Below are 19,294 nucleotides of genomic sequence, written 5' to 3' on the forward strand. Positions count from 1 at the left end.
GGACGTCTCAACAGTCGCGCAGTTCCTCGGACTGGTTGAGCAGTTGGGCGCGGACGGAGGTGAAACGCCGGTAGCGCTCCTCGGTGTCCTCCACCGGGGCGAAGACCGCCACCCGGTGGCAGTTCTGAAAGGCCAGCCGCACGCCGAAGTGCCGCTGCAGGGCCCCCCGGATCGCGTCGCTCGCCAGGGCGCGCAACAGCTGGCCGCGCTCCTGCTCACTGGGCGGCGGCACATGGTTGTCGGCGAAGTCGGTGCCGTCGACCCCCATCCGGGCCACCAGCGAACTGATCAGGTCCCAGGCGTAAGGCAGGGACGTACGGACGCAGTCGACGAACTCCCGCTCGTCGACGTCGCCTCGCTCGGCCTTCTCCAATAGGGCCGGTGAGACGTCGAGCGACATGGGTTCTCCTCTCGCGGTCCACCCGTGCGGGTCCGCTCGGATGGTCGTGCGTTGTGCGGATGGTGCCGTGTCGAACAAGGTCGTGCCATGAAGTGCCGTGGTGCTCAGTCGGATCCGGGGCGGGTGCGGTCCGTGCCGTGGCACGGCCGAACTCGGCCCCGGAGGTTGCCGGTCGGACCCGGCGGGGGGCGGAGGTGTCCGCGCGGCGACCCCGGCGCCGTGCGGCTCGACCAGAGTGGCAGCCTCGTCTCAGCAGGGCTGCCAAATGCTGCTATTCCCGCTGAAACCGCCGTCTGCGCGACCAGATTGGCCGGAAACCAGTCGGACTGTTCATCGTGAGTCTCCATCCCCGTTGACTACCCCGGTAGCCCTCAAACGTCACCCAACGTAGCGGTCCGTGCGCGCAGGCGCCAGACTGCGGGAGTGAGCGGCTGCCGACTCCCCATAGTTCGCCGCTCTGCGCGCGCGGGCGCACCTCTGGTGGCGACTCGCAGCAATTGGCCTCCGCCGGACCGCGGTCCCGACCGTGCGTCTCCCCCGCCGGGCCCAGGACGCCGGGAATCTCACCCCGGAGCGCCGGTGTGCTGCGCATGCCAACCCACCACCTGTCCGCGTCCACTCACCTTGCGTGACCGGGCTCGGGCGGCCTCCGGGAGCGCCTAGGCTTGCCCCCATGCGTCTCGTCATCGCCCGTTGTTCAGTCGACTACGCCGGTCGGCTCTCCGCCCACCTCCCGTCCGCCACCAGGCTCATCCTGGTGAAGGCCGACGGGAGCGTCAGCATCCATGCCGACGACCGTGCCTACAAGCCGCTCAACTGGATGTCACCGCCCTGCACCCTCAAGCAGGGCGACGGCACCTGGACCGTGGTGAACAAGGCCGGTGAGAAGCTGATCATCACGCTGGAGGAGGTGCTGCACGACTCCTCGCACGAGCTCGGCGTCGACCCCGGCCTGATCAAGGACGGCGTCGAGTCGCACCTCCAGGAGCTGCTGGCCGACCGGATGGAGGTGCTGGGCACCGGCTGGTCGCTGGTCCGCCGCGAATACCCCACCCCCATCGGCCCGGTGGACATCCTGTGCCGGGACGCCGACGGCGGCACGGTGGCGGTCGAGATCAAGCGCCGCGGCGAGATCGACGGCGTCGAGCAGCTCACCCGCTACCTCGAACTCCTCAACCGCGACCCGCTGCTCGCCCCGGTGAAGGGCGTTTTCGCCGCCCAGGAGATCAAGCCGCAGGCCCGGGTGCTGGCCACCGACCGCGGCATCGGCTGCCTGGTACTGGACTACGACGAGCTTCGCGGCATCGACGGGGACAAGCTGAAGCTGTTCTAGGAGCCTAGGGGCTCACCGGCGCGGCGGTGGTCGTACTGGCGGTCGGCGCCGGGGTCGTCGGGGACGCGGTCGTGAGCGTGGGGGAAGGCGTCGGGGGCGCGGTCGTCGGCTTGGCGGTGGTCGGGGCCGGGGAGTTGCTGCTCTGGGTCGGGGCCGGCGCGCCGGTGGTCTGGCCGGGCGCGGGCGGGGTGTCGGTGGTCGGCGCGTCCGTCGTCGCGGCGCTGCTGCTGGGCGCGGTCGTGTGCCGACCGGAGCCGCGCGTGGTGCTCGCGCTGGGACTCGCGCTCGGGGTGGCGGTGGCCACGACAGCGCCGCTCGCAGTCGCGCTCGCGCTCGCGGTCGTCGTGGCGGACGCGGTGGCGGAGGACCCGCCCGACGGGCTGCCGCTGCCGCCGAGGCCCGCGCCGCCGGTCAGTCCGGTGCCGTCGGAGGATCCGCTCGGCTGGACCGGGGCCGGCCCGCTCCCGTCGGTCCCCGCGACGCTCAGCCCGACCCCGGTGCCCAGCACCCCCAGCACCAGCAGCCCGCCCGAGGCCAGCAGCAGGCTCCGTCGCGACCAGCCGCGCACCGCGCGCACCGCGCTCACCGGCACCCGCGCCGAGCGCAGCGAGCGCGCCGCCAGTACCCGGATGACGGGCCGTCGCACCAGCTGGGTCTCGGCCTCCGTGGCGGCCGGCGGGCGCGCCTCGTCGTCCAGCAGCGTCAGCAGCCGCCGGGTCGCGGCCGCGCCCCGGACGTCCGCCAGCTCGGTCCGCAGCGCCCAGGCGGCCTGCAGCGCGGCCCGCGCCCGGTCCGGCGCGCCGACGCACAGCCAGTGCACCCCCGACTCGTGCTGGAACCAGGCCTCGTCGCGCTGCTGACCACTGCGCCGGGCCACCGCGAGGCCCAGCTCCAGCACCTGCCGCCAGGCGCCCCAGCGCAGCGTCAGCGCCAGCGCGGGGGCGGCCGCCCGGGCCAGCCGCAGCACCGCGTCCGTCCGGCCCGCGGCGCGGTCGGCCTCCAGCGCGCCGACCACCACCTCGGCCTCGGCGGCGATCTGCTGGGTGGTCACCGAGCCGTGGCCGACCCACCAGGAGAAGTGCCGGGCCGCGCCGTGCACGCTGTTCTGCGGCGGCCACTGCGCGGCCAGCGCCTCCAACACACCGGCGGTGAGCCGGTGGTGACCGCCGATCGACTCGGCGAGGCCGCGGTCGGCCAGCTCACGCAGCGCGCTCTCGCCGTGGTCGACCTCGATCAGGGCCGGCAGGTGCGGCGCGGTCGGACACTCCCCGCCGAGGGCCAGTGAGAGCCGCAGAACGGCCTGTGCGGGCTCACTGAGCCCCTCGGCCAACCGGGAGGCCGGAGCGGCGCTCTCGGCCAGCGAGGGCAGCGGCAGGGCCGCTCGCAGCTCGCCCTCCCGGACGGCCGGGTCGGCGTCGGCGGGCTCGTCGTCCGGGCGGCCGAAGACGCTGTGCTGGTCCTCCTCCGCGGCGATCAGCGCGTCCACCTCGACGTCGCGCTGCCGCAGCAGGGCCGCCGCCTGGACGAATCGCAGTGGCAGGCCCTCCGACTCGAACCAGAGGTCGACCGCCCAGGCGCGCTCGGCGTCGTCCAGCGGCCGGCCCGCCAACCGGGCGGTGAGCGCGAGGCAGGCGGGCCGGGAGAGGCCGCCGACCGCATGGTCCTCCAGCCGGGAGCCGACCGGCAGCACGCCGCCGGAGCCGGCCGCCACCGATATCAGGAAGGCGCACTCCGGCGCGGTGGCCAGCAGCTCCTCCAGCTCGGCGCCGTCCGGCTGCACCTCGTCGATCACCACGATGGCGCCCACCTGGGCCAGCAGGGACGGCAGTTGCTCCCGGTCGGGACGGAAGCCCGGAGCCCAGTGGGTGGCCGCGAAGAGGTCCTGGAGCAGGTCGCCCGCGGTCCTGCGGTGGCCGCAGAGCTGGACCACACCGTGCGGCGCGAGGTCGCCCGCGGCCTCGACGACGGCCGAGAGCAGTGCACTGCAACCAGAGCCCTGCTCTCCGATCAACCGGATCGAGCGGCCCTCGGCGAGCTTGCCGAGCAACTGGGCAACCTCTGCCTCGCGGTCGAGCAGCGGAAGGTCACCCGGTCCCGCGCCCATCGCCAGCGGGCCGACCGCCGGGCTGGGCCCCGGGCCGAGCGCGGTGCGACCGCCCTGACGCTGCGCGTCGGCGGCCAACAACTGGACCCCGGGCCGCCGTTCGGGCGGGCACGGCTGGACGTCCGACCCGTCCGGCCCGCCGACGGTCACCAGGTGGCGCCCGGAGACCAGCGTCCCGGCTCGAACGCGCAGGTTCTCCTGACTGAAATCACCGGATGGCTGTGCCACGATTCGCTCCGCCTGTGCTCCACCGCGCGACCGGAGGCCGCCGGGCTGCTTGACCGACCGGACCGCGGGCACAGGAGTGCGCTCGACGGCCGTTGGAGGCAGACTCTCGCACACTCATGCCCCGCCGTGCAGCCGCGGTGCCCCCCGCGCCGGAACGCGGACTCAGTGCGACGGCACCGCCACGGACCGCACAGCCGGCTACTGCACGGCCAACGACGGCCCTACCGCGCCGGAGAGCGTGGCGCCCAACGGCTCGGCCACCACTCCCTCGACGGCCAGGATCCGGTGCAGCCGGGTCGCCACCAGCAGCCGTTGCAACTGCGCGGGCACCGAACGCAGCACCAGCCGCCGCCCGAGCCGCCCGGCCCGCCGGTGCGTCCCCATGATCACGCCGAGCCCGGTGGCGTCCCAGAACTCCAGGCCCACGAGGTCCAGCACCAGGTCACCGGCGCCGCCGTCGACCGCCTGGTGCAGCCGGGCCCGCGCGTCGGCGGCGGTCCGGACGTCCAACCGGCCCTCGACCGCCAGGACCGTGTACGCGCCGGGGTGCCCGCCCGGATGCCCGCCCGTGCAGGGCCGGATCTCAGAGATGCGCACGCTGTCCTCCTCCACGGGTCGTCGGGACCTCATCACCTCGTCCGGCCATCAGGACAGTTCGACAGGGCACCCCATGCGGGCCACCGGTCCCGGCGGACGGCTCCCCAACCATCTGACGCCGGACCAGCGGCCCAGGTTCTGCTCCCGCTCGGATCCGGAAGCAACTTCACTCGTCCGAGGGAATATACGCAGTACCCCTTGGTCCTCACGCTCGATTACCGCGCAAATCACCCATCTGCGGCAGCGTCGTGAGCAAGCTCACCCGGGCCGGGGGTCAGCTGTACGGGTAGAAACCGCGGCCGCTCTTACGGCCGAGGTCGCCGGCGGTGACCATCCGGGCCATCACCTCGGGAGCCGCGAACTTCTCGTCCTTGGTCTCCTCGTAGATGTTGTGCGCGGCGTGCAGCAGGATGTCGACACCGGTCATGTCGGCGGTCTGCAGCGGACCCATCGGGTGGCCGAAACCGAGCCGGCAGGCGGTGTCGATGTCCTCGGCGGTGGCCACGCCGGACTCGTAGAGCTTCGCGGCCTCCACCACCAGCGCGGTGATCAGGCGGGTGGTGATGAAGCCGGCCACGTCGCGGTTGACCACGACAACCTCCTTGCCCACGCCCTCGGCGAAGGCGCGGGCGGTGGCGAGCGCCTCGTCACCGGTCTTGTAGCCGCGCACCAGCTCGACCAGCTTCATCAGCGGCACCGGGGAGAAGAAGTGCACGCCGACCACGCTCTCCGGCCGCTCGGTGGCGGCGGCGATCCGGGTGATCGGGATGGCGGAGGTGTTGCTGGCCAGCACCGCGCCGTCCTTGGCGAGCTTGTCGAGCTCGCGGAAGACGCCTTCCTTGACGTCCAGGCGCTCGAAGACCGCCTCGATCACCAGGTCGGCCCCGGAGACCGCGCCCAGGTCCGTGGTGGTGGTGATCCGGCCCAGCGCCGCCGTCGCCTCGTCCGCGGTCAGCCGGCCCTTGGAGACGAACTTCTCGTAGCTGGCCTTGATGCCGTCCATCCCCCGCTGCAGCGCCTGCTCCGTGACGTCCCGAAGCACCACCGGGTGGCCGGCCTGCGCGGACACCTGGGCGATGCCCGCGCCCATGAGTCCGGCGCCGATCACGGCGATCTGCTGAGGCTGAGTGGGTACGTTGCTCATGGCTGCTCTCCCGGCATCCTGCTCCTGAGGCCGGCTCAGGGCAGGGATCACCCGCCGGAGCCGCGCCGCTCACCGCTCGGACTGTAGTGCCCCGGGCCGCCGCATGGGACTACCCGCGGGTGTGATCTGCGTCGGCCGGGAGACCGGTTTGGGCGGCGGGTAGGGCCCTCAGCGGTTCTCGCCCGGCACCCAGAGCACGTCGCCCCGCTCCTTGTTGGCCGCGCGGGCCAGGATGAAGAGGAGGTCGGAGAGCCGGTTGAGGTACTTCGCGGTCAGCGGGTTGACGCTGTCCCCGTGCTCCTCGATCGCCGCCCAGGTGGACCGCTCGGCCCGGCGCACCACCGTGCAGGCCAGGTGCAGGTACGCGGCGCCCGCGGTGCCGCCCGGGAGGATGAAGCTGCGCAGCTTCTCCAACTGCTCCAGGTAGTGGTCGCAGTCGGCTTCCAGCCGGTCGATGTAGCTCTGCAACACGCGCAGCGGCGGGTACTTGGGGTCCTCGACGACCGGGGTGGCGAGGTCCGCGCCGACGTCGAAGAGGTCGTTCTGAATCCGCGTCAGCACCACGGAGACATCCGCCGGCAGCGCACCGGCCGCGATCGCGACCCCGATCGCCGCGTTGGCCTCGTTGCTGTCCGCATAGGCGATCAGCCGGGGATCGGTCTTCGTCGTACGGCTCATGTCACCGAGCGCGGTGGTGCCGTCGTCGCCGGTACGGGTGTAGATGCGGGTGAGGTTGACCATGCGGTGCAGCCTACTCAGACCTCACGCGGCTTACCGGTGATCGAGACGCCGATCACAAACCCCTTCGCGGGACCCTCGGCGATGGTGACCTCGGTGCCGTAGGGAACGCGGACGGAGGCCTCGTAGATGGCCTTCGTGGGGACGGGCTTGGTCAGCACGGTGACGTGGCCGACGCCGTCGAAGTCGTCGATGACGACGTAGACCGGGATGCCGGCCCGCGCGTAGGCGCGGCGCTTGCGTTCGAGGCCACGCTCGCGCGCGTCCCGTCCAGGGGACACCACCTCGGCGACCAATTCCACGCGAACGGCTTCAACGCCCATGCCCTCGGGAGACGCGATGTCGTCCAGATCCTCAGGACCGACGAAGAGGTCCGGGATGAAGATCTTCTGGCCGTGCAACACATTGATGTCGTTGTGCGCACAACGACCGCTGCCTGACAGGTAGGCGTCCAGGGCTCGGCGAAGCCTGCCGGAGGCCTGGCCATGGCTGAGACGTCCAGTGGGTGACACTTCGATGAGCCCCTCGACGATTTCGGCGTGGTAGCCCTCGGGGAGTTCGAGTGCGAGCCAGGCCTGCCACAGGACCTCGTCCAGGCTGGGCCCCTCGTCGAGGCCGAGGTCGAGCTCGGGTTCAGACGCGACAGCGGTCATCAAGAACACACCTCCTCCGTCCAGTGTGGGCGGCAGCACGGTTGGCCACAACCAACGCGGCACACGCTACGGAGACACTCTGCGCATACGCAGGAAAACGACCTCCGCCCACCCGAACGGATGATCACTCCTACGCGACGTTGACCATCCCCCAGCCTCCGGCCGGGGGGACCCCCACCCCGAGGGTCTCGCCGCTACGCGACGTTGACCATCCCCCAGCCTCCGGCCGGGGGGACCCCCACCCCGAGGGTCTCGCCGCTACGCGACGTTGACCCTCTGCCCGGGGGGTGCGGCTTCCAGCCAGGCGAGGAAGCCGGTGAGGGCGTCGTCGCTCATCGCGAGTTCCAGGGGGGCGCCGTTGTGGAGGCAGCGCAGGACGACCGAGCCGGAGAGGAGGGCGAGCTCCTCCTGGCCCTCGGGGTAGCGGCGGCCCAGGACCTCGATCTCGCGGCGCGGCAGGACCTTGCGCGGGCGGGGGGCGTAGGAGAACACCCGGAACCACTCGATGTGGTCGCCGCTGTAGCGGCCGATACCAAAAACCCACCCCTTGCCGTCGGTCGCGGGGACCGGGGCTGAGGTGGGCTGTCCGTTCTCGTCGAGATCGGGTGTGGTGGAGGCGTCCGCCGGCATTTTGAGCCGGTAACTGCAGTCGAACGTGCCGCCGACCCGCTGGATGATCCGGCGTCGCACCGCGAACACCACCAGGCCGATCACCGCCAGGGCTACGACCGCGGCGCACACCACAAGGGCGAGGACCATGCTCACCGACCTCCTCGCTGACGCGCGCCGCGCTCCCCGTCCGGCGAGCACCGCATTCCCCGTTGCCGGTCAGTCGTATCGAACGACCGGTCTGTCCCTACCAACTGATACGACGGTCCCGGGGTCACGCTCGCGCGTCCCCGGGACCGTCCGACCCGGCGACCGGATCGTGAAGCGTTGTCGTTCAGGCGACCTTGCGGCCCGCGGCGACGAGGCGGACCTCGGCGCGGCGTCCGGCGTGCGCATCGCTCTCGCTGTTGGCGAGCTCCAGCGCGCGCTCGGCGCGGGTCACATCGATCTCGTCCGCGAGCTCGGCGATCTCCGCGAGGAGGGACACCTTGTTGTCCGCGAACGAGATGAAGCCACCGTGCACGGCAGCGATGACGGTGCCGCCATCGGTGGTGCGGATGGTGACCGGGCCGGACTCCAGCACGCTCAGCACCGGGGTGTGGCCCGGCATGATGCCGACGTCACCGGAAGCCGTACGGGCGACGACGATGGTGGCCGCACCGGACCACACCTTGCGGTCGGCTGCGACCAGCTCGACGTGCAGCTCAGCCAACGTGGGCTCCTAAGCTCTTGAAACCATCGAGTACCTCGGCAGTTTCGGTAAGAATAACGGGCCCGCACCCCGGAGATGAAACCAAGAGCGCGGAGATGACCGGAATCACAGCCACCGTGCCACGAAGGGTGGCCCCCAGGGTTGGGGACCACCCCTCATGGTCGGTCGGACTGGTTCAGCCGGCCGGACTACTTCTTCGCCAGCTCCGCGGCGTTCTTCTCGAGGTCCTCGATGCCACCGCACATGAAGAAGGCCTGCTCCGGGACGGCGTCGTACTTGCCGTCCGCGATGCTGTTGAAGGCCTCGATCGTCTCGGACAGCGGCACGGTCGAACCCTCGACACCGGTGAACTGCTTCGCAACGTAGGTGTTCTGCGAGAGGAAGCGCTCGATCCGGCGGGCACGGTGGACGGTGAGCTTGTCCTCCTCGCCCAGCTCGTCGATGCCGAGGATCGCGATGATGTCCTGGAGGTCCTTGTACTTCTGCAGGATCCCCTTGATACGGATGGCCGTGTCGTAGTGGTCCTGCGCGATGTAGCGGGGGTCCAGGATGCGGGACGTCGAGTCCAGCGGGTCCACGGCCGGGTAGATGCCCTTCTCGGAGATCGGACGGGAGAGAACCGTCGTCGCGTCGAGGTGGGCGAACGTGGTGGCCGGGGCCGGGTCGGTCAGGTCGTCCGCGGGGACGTAGATCGCCTGCATCGAGGTGATCGAGTGACCGCGGGTCGAGGTGATGCGCTCCTGCAGGAGGCCCATCTCGTCGGCCAGGTTCGGCTGGTAACCCACCGCGGAGGGCATCCGGCCGAGCAGGGTCGACACCTCGGAACCGGCCTGGGTGAACCGGAAGATGTTGTCGATGAAGAGCAGAACGTCCTGCTGCTCGACGTCACGGAAGTACTCCGCCATCGTCAGAGCGGACAGGGCGACGCGCAGGCGGGTGCCCGGCGGCTCGTCCATCTGGCCGAAGACCAGCGCGGTCTTGTCCAGAACGCCCGAGTCGACCATCTCGTGGATGAGGTCGTTGCCCTCACGGGTGCGCTCGCCGACACCGGCGAAGACCGACACACCACCGAAGTTCTCGGCGACGCGGTAGATCATCTCCTGGATGAGGACGGTCTTACCGACACCGGCGCCACCGAACAGGCCGATCTTGCCACCCTGGACGTACGGGGTGAGCAGGTCGATGACCTTGATGCCGGTCTCGAACATCTCGGTCTTCGACTCGAGGTCCTTGAACGCCGGCGCCTTGCGGTGGATCGGCCAGCGAACCTCGACCTGCTTGTCGAACTCCGCCTGGTCGGTGTTCAGCACCTCACCGAGGGCGTTGAAGACCTTGCCCTTGGTGATCTGGCCGACCGGGACCTCGATGGCCTTGCCCGTGTCGGTGACCGGGGTGCCACGGACGACGCCGTCGGTCTGCTGCATCGAGATGCCGCGGACCAGGCCGTCGCCGAGGTGCTGAGCGACCTCGAGCGTCAGGGTCTTCTTGCCGCTGCCGTCGGTCGACTCGACCTCGAGCTTCAGCGCGTTGTACATGTGCGGGATCGCGTCGACGGGGAACTCCACGTCGACGACCGGGCCGATGACCCGCGCGACGCGGCCCGTCGCCGTGGTCGGCTCAACAGTGGTGGTCATGTCTTATTCACTCCCCGCGTTAGCGTCGGCGAGGGCATTGGCGCCGCCGATGATCTCGCTGATTTCCTGGGTGATCTCGGCCTGTCGGGCCGAGTTGGCAAGCCGCTTGAGCGACTTGATGAGCTCTTCCGCGTTGTCGGTCGCGCTCTTCATCGCGCGCCGGCGTGCGGCGTGCTCCGAGGCGGCCGACTGCAGCAGCGCGTTGTAGATCCGGCTCTCGACGTAGCGCGGCAGGAGCGCGTCCAGGACGCCCTCCGCCGACGGCTCGAAGTCGTACAGCGGGAAGATCTCCGACTTCGCCGGGCGGTCGTCGCTGAGCTGGACCTCGTCCAGCTTCAGCGGCAGCAGCCGGGCGTCCACCGGGGTCTGAGTCAGCATGGACTCGAACTTGGTGGAGACGAGGTGGAGTTCGTCCACCCCACCCTCGGCGGTCTCGGTCGTGAACGCCTCGATGAGGTCGGCCGAGACCGTCTTGGCGTCGCCGTACGTCGGCTGGTCCGAGAAGCCCGTCCACGACTTCGCAACCGGCAGGTTGCGGAAGCTGTAGTACGAGACACCCTTACGCCCGACGATGTACGTCACCACGTCCTTGCCCTCGGACCGCAGTCGCTCGCTCAGAACGACCGCTGCCCTGATGGCGTTGGACGAGTAGCCGCCGGCCAGGCCGCGGTCCGCCGTGATCAGCAGGACGGCGGCACGGGTGGCCGTCGGGTTCTCGGTGGTGAGCGGGTGCTTGGCGTTGGACCGGGTGGCCACCGCCGTCACCGCCCGCGTCAGCTCGTCGGCGTACGGAGTGGAGGCGGCCACCGCGCGCTGCGCCTTGACGATGCGCGACGCGGAGATCATCTCCATCGCCTTGGTGATCTTCTTCGTCGCGGTGACAGAGCGGATCCGGCGCTTGTAGACCCGAAGCTGTGCTCCCATGGGTCGTTACGTCCTTTCCCTCGCTACCGGACTCAGGCCTGCTCGGAGAGCAGCTTGCCGTCGGCCGTCGTGAAGCCCAGCTTGAAGGCCTTGACCGCCGCGGTCAGCGCGTCGATCGTGCCGTCCTCCAGCTTGGAGGTCTCGACGATCGCCGACAGCAGGCCCTTGTGCTCGACCCGCAGGTGGTCCAGGAACTCACGCTCGAAGCGGCGGATGTCCGCCACCGGGACGTCGTCCAGCTTGCCGGTGGTGCCGGCCCAGATGGAGACGACCTGCTCCTCGACCGGGAACGGCTGGTACTGGCCCTGCTTGAGCAGCTCGACCATGCGCGCACCGCGCTCCAGCTGGGCCTTCGACGCGGCGTCCAGGTCGGAACCGAAGGCGGCGAACGCCTCCAGCTCGCGGTACTGGGCCAGGTCCAGACGCAGACGGCCGGCGACCGACTTCATCGCCTTGATCTGGGCCGAGCCACCGACGCGGGAGACCGAGATACCGACGTTCACGGCCGGGCGGATGCCGGCGTTGAACAGGTCGGACTCCAGGAAGCACTGGCCGTCGGTGATCGAGATGACGTTGGTCGGGATGTACGCCGAGACGTCGTTCGCCTTGGTCTCGATGATCGGCAGACCGGTCATCGAGCCCGCGCCCAGCTCGTCGGAGAGCTTCGCGCAGCGCTCCAGCAGGCGGGAGTGCAGGTAGAAGACGTCACCCGGGTAGGCCTCGCGGCCCGGCGGACGGCGCAGCAGCAGCGACACGGAGCGGTACGCCTCGGCCTGCTTCGACAGGTCGTCGAAGATGATGAGGACGTGCTTGCCGTCGTACATCCACTCCTGGCCGATGGCCGAACCGGTGTACGGGGCGAGGTACTTGAAGCCCGCGGGGTCCGAGGCGGGAGCAGCCACGATGGTGGTGTACTCCAGCGCGCCGGCCTCCTCCAGGGCGCCACGCACCGAGGCGATGGTGGAGCCCTTCTGGCCGATGGCGACGTAGATGCAGCGAACCTGCTTCTTCGGGTCGCCGGAGCGCCAGTTGTCACGCTGGTTGATGATCGTGTCGACAGCCACCGCGGTCTTGCCGGTCTGGCGGTCGCCGATGATCAGCTGACGCTGACCGCGGCCGATCGGGGTCATCGCGTCGATGGCCTTGATGCCGGTCTGCATCGGCTCGTGGACCGACTTGCGGACCATGACGCCGGGAGCCTGCAGCTCAAGGGCGCGGCGGCCGCTGGAGGCGATGTCGCCCAGACCGTCGATCGGGTTGCCCAGCGGGTCCACGACGCGGCCGAGGTAGCCCTCGCCGACCGGCACGGAGAGGACCTCGCCGGTGCGGTGCACCGTCTGACCCTCCTCGATGCCGCTGAACTCGCCGAGGATGACGACACCGATCTCGCGGGTGTCGAGGTTCAGCGCGAGGCCGAGCGTGCCGTCCTCGAACTTCAGCAGCTCGTTCGCCATGACCGAGGGCAGACCCTCGACCTTGGCAATGCCGTCCATGGCCTCAGTGACCGTGCCGACCTCTTCACGCGAGGCGGCGTCCGGCTGGTACGACTGGACGAAATCGGCCAGCGCGTCCCGGATCTCCTCCGGCCGGATCGTAAGCTCCGCCATCAGGCTTCCCTGCTCTCCTAGGTTGCGATCCTCGGCCCGCCCGTGGAGGGCCGCAAGTATTCGATCCTCGGCCGGTGCTGTTGGACCGGCCGTACGTATGTGCCGGCTGCCCCGCTGTGTGGGACCGGCGCCCGACCGAGGGTCGGATGTATCCAGCTCTCCGATGCGGAGGGCCGAGGTTGCTGGGCGCGAAGCTCAGCTTTCGAGGGCCTGGCGAGCACCCTCAAGGCGGCTCGACACGGTGCCGTCGATGATCTCGTCACCGATCTGCACCCGGACACCGCCGACGACCGAGGGGTCGACGTCGATGTTCAGGAGCACCGAGCGCCCGTACAGCCGACCGAGCGCGCCTTCGAGGCGGACCCGCTGGGCTTCGGTGAGCGGCACGGCGGTGGTGACCAGGGCCACCACACGGTCGCGGCGGTCCGCGGCCAGCTTGGAGTAGGACGCGAGGCCCTGCTCCAGGCTACGACCACGAGGCTTCGTGACCAGCGCGGTGACCAGTCGGACGGTGCCCGGCAGAGCCCGGCCGCCGAGCAGCTTCTTGATCAGCTCCGCCTTGGCGGCGATGCCGGCCTTCGGCTCGGTCAGACCGGAACGCAGCTCGTGCGAGCCGTTGACGACCCGGCCGAAGCGGAACAGCTCGTCCTCGAGGTCGTCGAGCTTGCCGGCCTTGTCGGCGGCGATGACCTCGGCGTACGCGGACAGCTGCTCGACGGCGTCGACCAGGTCGCGCCCGCCGGACCAGCGGGACCGGACCAGGCCGGAGACCAGGTCGACGGTCTCACCGGAGACCTGGCCGGCCAGCAGTGAGCCGACCAGCTGGGCCTTGTCCTGGCCCGACCTCGAGGGGTCGGTCAGCACGCGACGCAGCGAGACCTCACGGTCCAGCAGGTCCGTGACGGCGGTGAGTTCCTCACCGAGCTTGGCCGCGTCCACCGAGGTGTTGTCGGTCAGGCTCTCGAGGTTCTCCCGGCCGGCGGCCAGGGCCTCACGGCTGGCGCCGATCACTTCGACGCACCCTGGGCAACGGCGGCCTTGGCCTCCAGGTCGTCCAGGAAGCGGTCGATCACACCGCTCTGCCGGGCGGAGTCCTCCAGGGACTCACCCACGATGCGGGAGGCCAGCTGCGAAGCGAGCGACCCAACGTCCTGGCGCAGGGCGGCAGTCGCCTGCTTCTTGTCGGCCTCGATCTGGGCGTGGCCGGCCGCGACGATGGCCTCGCGCTGACGCTGGCCCTCCTCGCGCATCTCGACGATCAGGGCAGCGCCCTGCTCACGGGAGTGCTCGGTGATCCGAGCAGCCTCGTGACGCGCCTCGGAGAGCTCGGCGCGGTACTGCTCAAGCAGGGCCTGGGCCTCGGCCTGAGCGGCCTCGGCGCGCTCCATGCCGCCCTCGATCTGGTCCCGACGCTCCGCCAGCACCTTCTCGATGCTGGGGAGGAGCTTCTTGCCGAGCAGGCCGAAGACCACGAAGAAGCAGATCAGGCCGATGATGAGCTCGGGCGTCTTGGGGATCAGAGGGTTGAAGTCCTCCGACGCCGCCGCAATGTGCGTGAGCAACATATCTGGACCTTCCGTCTGACGGGGCTACGGAGTTACTTGGGGCCCGCGCCGAAGACGAACGGCATGACGATGCCGATGAGCGCGAGCGCCTCGGTCAGCGCGAAGCCGATGAACATGTTGGAGCGGATCAGGCCGGCAGCCTCGGGCTGACGGGCCATCGCCTGGACGCCGTTGCCGAAGATCAGACCAACGCCGATGCCGGGGCCGATCGCGGCGAGACCGTAGCCGATGGAGGCGACGGAACCGTAGACACCTGCGGAGAGGAGAGCGGACATCTCAGCTAGTCCTTTGCGGGATAGAGATACCGATGGTGATTGGCCACCGGGGGTTCGGGGCGCGGACGGTAGCGGCCGCGCAGGGGCTCAGTGCGCTTCTTCCAGCGCACCGGCGATGTAGCTGCTGGCCAGCATCACGAAGATGTAGGCCTGCAGGAACTGGACCAGGAGCTCGAACGCGGTCAGACCGAGGGTCACCGCGAAGGACGTGCTGGCGTACAGCGCGCCGATGCTCGGGCTCAGCAGGTACCAGGAGGCAATGGAGAACATCACGATCAGCAGGTGGCCGGCGAACATGTTCGCGAAGGCTCGGACCGCGAGCGTGAAGGGGCGCACGAAGATGTTCGAGAAGAACTCGATCGGCACCAGGATGAACATGACCCAGCCGGGGATGCCCGACGGCCAGCAGAGGTTCTTCAGACCGCCGACGAAGCCGTGCTTCTTGAAGGTCAGGGTCATGTACGTGATCCAGACCAGGCCCGCCAGGCCGGCCGGGTAGGCGATCACCGCGGTCACCGGGAACTGGGCGAACGGGATCACCGACATGATGTTCATGATCCACACGAAGAAGAACATCGAGACGATCATCGGGACGTACTTCTCGCCCTTTTTGCCGATGGTGTCGAGCACGATGCTTCGCTTGACGAAGTCGTACCCGATCTCACCGACCAGCTGGAGCTTGCCCGGGAGCACCTTCGGCTTGGCGAAGGCGACCCAGAAGAAGACGATCACCAGCAGCGCCGCCACCATGGACAGCAGCATCGGCTTGTTGAAGCCGACGCCGGCGACCGTGAAGATCGGGTTGAACTGGAACTCGTTCAGGCCGGGGGCCGGGAAACCGCAGCCTGCGTCGAACAGGTGGCAGCTCCCGGAGGCAAGATGCTGCGTGAGCTGGTCAGCACTCACCACGGACTCCTTCGTCGTGACGCATGGTTACGGCAACCTCGGTGTGTCGGCGCGGCCTGCGGCCACGGTGCGGCACTGGATCTTGTTGGGATTCTCGTGGACCCTGCGCGACGGTGCCGAGCACCGCCGCGGGATCCTGCAAGACTGCGCGAGTTCGGGGGGCGATCCGTCCGTGCGGTTGAGATGCACCGCTCGAAGGGACCTGGCCGCTTCCCGTACTCCGTTGTTGCGACGGACGATAGCAGTCTGTCAGGACCGCATAAACACCGCCCCCCTCGTGAGGGGGACGACAGGCGGGGATCACTGTTGACGCTCCGAGTCCGACGGCTTGTCGCCGGACTCGGTCTGCACGTAGAAGGTCTTGGCCTTGAGAGCAGCTCGCACCTGGCCCGCTGTCCAGATCAGCGCGCAGCCGAGCAGCGTGAAGCCGAACACCTTGGTGTCGAAGAGCGACGTGTTCTTGAAGATCGCCAGAACGATCGCCACCAGCAGGATCTGCGTCGTGTAGACCAGCAGGCCCGCGGCCATCATGATCTGGGGGTTGTTCCTGGTCAGCCGGTCAAGAGCGAACTGACCGAAACTGAAGAACGCCATCACCAGCAGGGTCGCGAAGAGCGCGCCGATCAGCCCCTTGCTCCCCACGACCGCGGTCGAGATCGCAAGGGCGACGGCTCCGGCGACCGCAGTGGGGATCGCGGCGCCGCGGATGATCCGGGCGTCGTGGGACGGCATGTCGGCAACTCCGGCGGCATGTCGAGGACGGGGGATTCCATACGAGAACAGGTGGCGCAACGGTGGGGGAACACCGGACCGAGCGGGTCTGCCACGAGTGGGCCGGTTCGGCGCCGCTCGTCGATCGTGACCCACTGGGGACGTTAGTCCTCCACCACTGGGTCTTTCGGCGTGTTCTCGGTACTCGTGAACGGTATCACAAACTATTTGATGAGAGCTTTACCATGAACGTGTGGTACCTGTCACACTGATGGCCCAAGCGTGCCGCTGGACGGGTGAAGCCAAGTGGCGTAGCGGAGTTGGCGAGACGTCAGGTGCTACGGGAGAGCTCCGACGGGCGCCGGCGAGCGACGGCGGGTCAGGACTTCCGGTGCTCGCCGACGGCCGTCGCGCCGCTGCCCAGCCGGCCCAGCAGCTCCTGGTCGTCGGCCGAGAGCTCGGCCATCGCCGGCGCCTCCTCGACCTCGCCCCGCGTCACCACGGGGGCGGCCACCGCGGTGGCGGTGCGCGAGCCGCGCCGCCGGTAGCGCGGCGGCACGAACGGCGCCACGGCGTCCGGCGCCTTGGGCCGGAACCACGGCATCAGCAGCACCAGGATGCCGATCATGCAGAGCCCCGCACAGGCCAGGATGAAGGTCCGTCCGGTGTGCGTGACCGAGACCGCCACCGTGCCGAAGGCGAACAGCGCGGCCCAGAAGTACATGATCAGCACGGCCCGGCTGTGCGAGTGGCCGATCTCCAGCAGGCGGTGGTGCAGGTGCTGCTTGTCGGCGGCGAACGGCGAGCGGCCGGCCCAGGTGCGGCGCACCACGGCGAGCAGCAGGTCGGCCAGCGGCAGCGCGATCACGGTCAACGGCAGCAGCAGCGGGATGTAGATCGGCACCAGGATGTGCGTGGTGGCCGTCTGCGAACCGCCGGCCTGGGCGGTGATCAGGTCGGGGTCGACGCGGCCGGTCACCGAGATCGCCGAGACGGCCAGCATCAGGCCGAGCATCATCGAGCCGGAGTCGCCCATGAAGATCCGGGCCGGGTGCAGGTTGTGCGGCAGGAAGCCCAGGCACATGCCGATCAGCACCGCGCTGAACAGCACCGCGGGCGCCGCCTCGCTGATCCCGTAGCCGTACCAGAGGCGGTAGGAGTACAGGAAGAAGGCCATCGCGGCGATGCAGACCATGCCGCCGGCCAGGCCGTCCAGGCCGTCGATGAAGTTGACCGCGTTGACCATCACGACGACCAGCGCGACCGAGATGATCATGCCCTGGGTCGGGGTCAGCGTGACCGATCCGTAGCCCGGCACCGGGATCGAGAACATCGTGATGCCCTGGTAGACCATCACACCGCCGGCGATCATCTGACCGCCCAGCTTCACCAGCGCGTCGACGCCCCACTTGTCGTCCAGCACGCCGAGCACGAACATGATCCCGACGCCCGACAGCAGGGCCCGGATGTCCGACGGGTCGTTGGTGAACACCTTGCCCAGGTTGGTCAGTTGCGAGGCCACCAGGAGGCCCGCGCAGAGCCCGCCGAACATGGCGATGCCGCCGAGCCGCGGGGTCGGCTCACGGTGCACGTCGCGGACGCGGACCGGCGGCATCGCGCCGGCGATGATCGCGAACTTCCGCACCGGACCGGTCAGGAGGTAGGTGACGGCCGCGGTGCAGAAGAGCACCAGCAGGTATTCACGCATCGCCGACCTCCTTCCGCGCGCGCCGACGGTTGAGTACGTAAGGTACTCCCGCACTTGTCCGGGGTTCGAGGTGTGTCGCCACGGCACACACCTTATTGAGTCGGACGCGCGGAGCGTGCATCGCGGTTCGGTCTAGCGCTTGGCACCCGCTGCGAAGTCGTGCGCGAGCTGCCGGACCCGGGACGCGATCCGGGGGTCCTCGGGACCGCCGAGCAGGCGCCCGATCAGCTCCCCCACCTCGGACAACTCCCCCTCGCCCATCCCCAGCGCGGCGCTGGCGCCGGTGCCCAGGCGGATTCCCGAGGTCTCCGAAGCCGGGGCCGGATCGTAGGGAAGAGCACATTTTCCGAGCATCAGACCGGCGGCAGCACAGCGTCGCTCGGCCTCGGCGCCGGTGACGCCCAGCGGGCCCACGTCGGCGGTGACCAGGTGGGTGTCGGTGCCGCCGGTCAGCGGACGGGCGCCGGCCCGCTGAAGGGCCGCCGCAAGGGCGCGTGCGCCGTCCACCGCGCGCCGGGCATACGCACCGAACTCCGGCGTGCCCGCCTGCGCGAACGCGACCGCCTTGGCGGCCACCTCGTTCATCGCCGCGCCGCCCTGGGTGAACGGGAAGACCGCGCGGTCCACCCGGTCGGCCAGCTCGGCGGTGCACAGCAGCAGGCCGCCGCGCGGGCCGCGCAGCAGCTTGTGGGTGGCGGCCACGGTGATGTCCGCGTAGCCGACCGGCGAGGGTGCCACTCCCCCGGCCACCAGTCCGATGGTCTGCGCGGCGGTGGCGATCAGATAGGCGTCCACCTCGTCGGCGATCTCCCGGAAGGCCGGCCAGTCCAGATGCCGCGGGTAGGAGATCGAGCCGGCGATGATCGCCTTCGGCCGGTGCAGCCTGGCCAGCTCGCGCACCTGGTCCAGGTCGATCCGCCCGTCGCCCTCCCGCACGCCGTAGCCGACGAAGCGGAACCAGCGCCCGGAGAAGTTGGCCGTCGAACCGCAGGAGAGGTGGCCGCCGTGCTCCAGCGACATCGCGAGCACCACGTCGCCCGGCTTCAGCAGCGCCGCGTAGGCCGCCAGCATCGCCGAAGTCCCGGATCGGGGCTGGACGTTGGCGTGTTCGGCGCCGAACAGCCGACGGGCCCGCTCGACCGCCAGCAGCTCGGTGGCGTCGGCCAGCGCGCAGCCGGTGTGGTGGCGGTGTCCGGGGTAGCCCTCGGCGTACTTGTCCACCAGCGGGCCGGTCAGCGCGGCCAGCACGGCCTCCGTCGCCAGGTTCTCGCCCGCCAGCAACTGGAGGCTGCCCGCGCGGCGCTGCGCCTCGGCGAGCAGCAGGTCGGCGATCTGCGGATCGGCCTCGCGCAGCGATCGGGAGGGCTCCCAGTGCTGCCCCGACTCGATGGACGAACCGTGTACGGCATCGGTGACGGTCATGGCGATGCTCCCGGGCTGCGGCGG

At 69.9% G+C, this 19,294-nt stretch carries 19 protein-coding genes; 1 reads left to right on the forward strand and 18 read right to left on the reverse strand.

What is annotated here, in order from left to right; all coding sequences use genetic code 11:
- Positions 1 to 7: 7 nt before the first annotated feature.
- Positions 8 to 400: an SCO5389 family protein gene (locus BS80_RS15665; protein ID WP_035797929.1), complete on the reverse strand. Its 393-nt coding sequence runs from the start codon at positions 398 to 400 to the stop codon at positions 8 to 10.
- Between the two features lie 673 nt (positions 401 to 1,073).
- Here BS80_RS15665 and nucS point away from each other — a divergent pair.
- Positions 1,074 to 1,733: an endonuclease NucS gene (gene nucS, locus BS80_RS15670; RefSeq protein ID WP_035797930.1), complete on the forward strand. Its 660-nt coding sequence runs from the start codon at positions 1,074 to 1,076 to the stop codon at positions 1,731 to 1,733.
- A 4-nt stretch (positions 1,734 to 1,737) separates the two neighbouring features.
- On the opposite strand, the gene BS80_RS15675 is transcribed toward nucS, so the two are convergent.
- The 17 genes from BS80_RS15675 to BS80_RS15755 form a co-directional block, all read right to left on the reverse strand.
- Positions 1,738 to 4,065: an ATP-binding protein gene (locus BS80_RS15675; RefSeq protein WP_157536298.1), complete on the reverse strand. Its 2,328-nt coding sequence runs from the start codon at positions 4,063 to 4,065 to the stop codon at positions 1,738 to 1,740.
- A gap of 198 nt (positions 4,066 to 4,263) precedes the next feature.
- Positions 4,264 to 4,647 carry an STAS domain-containing protein gene (locus BS80_RS15680; protein ID WP_051967104.1) on the reverse strand — a complete coding sequence of 128 codons (384 nt, stop codon included), beginning with the start codon at positions 4,645 to 4,647 and terminating at the stop codon, positions 4,264 to 4,266.
- Positions 4,648 to 4,936: 289 nt separating this feature from the next.
- Entirely contained in the window at positions 4,937 to 5,806 is an 870-nt protein-coding gene (locus BS80_RS15685; protein ID WP_035797931.1) for a 3-hydroxyacyl-CoA dehydrogenase family protein, read from the reverse strand.
- 168 nt (positions 5,807 to 5,974) lie between these two features.
- Positions 5,975 to 6,547 carry a cob(I)yrinic acid a,c-diamide adenosyltransferase gene (locus BS80_RS15690; protein WP_035797933.1) on the reverse strand — a complete coding sequence of 191 codons (573 nt, stop codon included), beginning with the start codon at positions 6,545 to 6,547 and terminating at the stop codon, positions 5,975 to 5,977.
- Positions 6,548 to 6,561: 14 nt separating this feature from the next.
- Positions 6,562 to 7,197 (reverse strand): Uma2 family endonuclease, encoded by a 636-nt coding sequence (locus tag BS80_RS15695; protein ID WP_035801349.1) that lies wholly within the window; start codon positions 7,195 to 7,197, stop codon positions 6,562 to 6,564.
- Between the two features lie 258 nt (positions 7,198 to 7,455).
- On the reverse strand, positions 7,456 to 7,956 hold the full coding sequence (locus BS80_RS15700) for a DUF2550 domain-containing protein (protein WP_035797934.1): 501 nt from the start codon (positions 7,954 to 7,956) through the stop codon (positions 7,456 to 7,458).
- A 184-nt stretch (positions 7,957 to 8,140) separates the two neighbouring features.
- On the reverse strand, positions 8,141 to 8,518 hold the full coding sequence (locus BS80_RS15705) for a F0F1 ATP synthase subunit epsilon (RefSeq protein ID WP_035797936.1): 378 nt from the start codon (positions 8,516 to 8,518) through the stop codon (positions 8,141 to 8,143).
- Positions 8,519 to 8,706: 188 nt separating this feature from the next.
- Complete coding sequence (gene atpD / locus BS80_RS15710; protein ID WP_035797938.1) at positions 8,707 to 10,152, reverse strand: F0F1 ATP synthase subunit beta; 1,446 nt, start codon at positions 10,150 to 10,152, stop codon at positions 8,707 to 8,709.
- A gap of 3 nt (positions 10,153 to 10,155) precedes the next feature.
- Complete coding sequence (locus BS80_RS15715; RefSeq protein ID WP_035797940.1) at positions 10,156 to 11,076, reverse strand: F0F1 ATP synthase subunit gamma; 921 nt, start codon at positions 11,074 to 11,076, stop codon at positions 10,156 to 10,158.
- A gap of 32 nt (positions 11,077 to 11,108) precedes the next feature.
- Positions 11,109 to 12,683 (reverse strand): F0F1 ATP synthase subunit alpha, encoded by a 1,575-nt coding sequence (atpA, locus tag BS80_RS15720; protein ID WP_035797942.1) that lies wholly within the window; start codon positions 12,681 to 12,683, stop codon positions 11,109 to 11,111.
- A gap of 195 nt (positions 12,684 to 12,878) precedes the next feature.
- Positions 12,879 to 13,694: a F0F1 ATP synthase subunit delta gene (locus tag BS80_RS15725; RefSeq protein WP_035797944.1), complete on the reverse strand. Its 816-nt coding sequence runs from the start codon at positions 13,692 to 13,694 to the stop codon at positions 12,879 to 12,881.
- Entirely contained in the window at positions 13,691 to 14,248 is a 558-nt protein-coding gene (locus BS80_RS15730) for a F0F1 ATP synthase subunit B (protein WP_035797946.1), read from the reverse strand. The genes BS80_RS15725 and BS80_RS15730 overlap by 4 nt, the downstream gene beginning before the upstream one ends.
- Positions 14,249 to 14,280: 32 nt before the next feature.
- Positions 14,281 to 14,523: an ATP synthase F0 subunit C gene (atpE, locus tag BS80_RS15735; protein WP_035797949.1), complete on the reverse strand. Its 243-nt coding sequence runs from the start codon at positions 14,521 to 14,523 to the stop codon at positions 14,281 to 14,283.
- An 87-nt stretch (positions 14,524 to 14,610) separates the two neighbouring features.
- On the reverse strand, positions 14,611 to 15,429 hold the full coding sequence (gene atpB, locus BS80_RS15740) for a F0F1 ATP synthase subunit A (protein ID WP_035797952.1): 819 nt from the start codon (positions 15,427 to 15,429) through the stop codon (positions 14,611 to 14,613).
- A gap of 300 nt (positions 15,430 to 15,729) precedes the next feature.
- Positions 15,730 to 16,161 (reverse strand): hypothetical protein, encoded by a 432-nt coding sequence (locus BS80_RS15745; RefSeq protein ID WP_035797955.1) that lies wholly within the window; start codon positions 16,159 to 16,161, stop codon positions 15,730 to 15,732.
- 358 nt (positions 16,162 to 16,519) lie between these two features.
- Complete coding sequence (locus tag BS80_RS15750; RefSeq protein ID WP_035797957.1) at positions 16,520 to 17,848, reverse strand: MraY family glycosyltransferase; 1,329 nt, start codon at positions 17,846 to 17,848, stop codon at positions 16,520 to 16,522.
- Positions 17,849 to 17,980: 132 nt separating this feature from the next.
- Positions 17,981 to 19,270 carry a serine hydroxymethyltransferase gene (locus BS80_RS15755; protein ID WP_083974768.1) on the reverse strand — a complete coding sequence of 430 codons (1,290 nt, stop codon included), beginning with the start codon at positions 19,268 to 19,270 and terminating at the stop codon, positions 17,981 to 17,983.
- Positions 19,271 to 19,294: the final 24 nt, after the last annotated feature.

This window comes from Kitasatospora mediocidica KCTC 9733, assembly GCF_000744225.1.
Taxonomy (GTDB): domain Bacteria; phylum Actinomycetota; class Actinomycetes; order Streptomycetales; family Streptomycetaceae; genus Kitasatospora; species Kitasatospora mediocidica.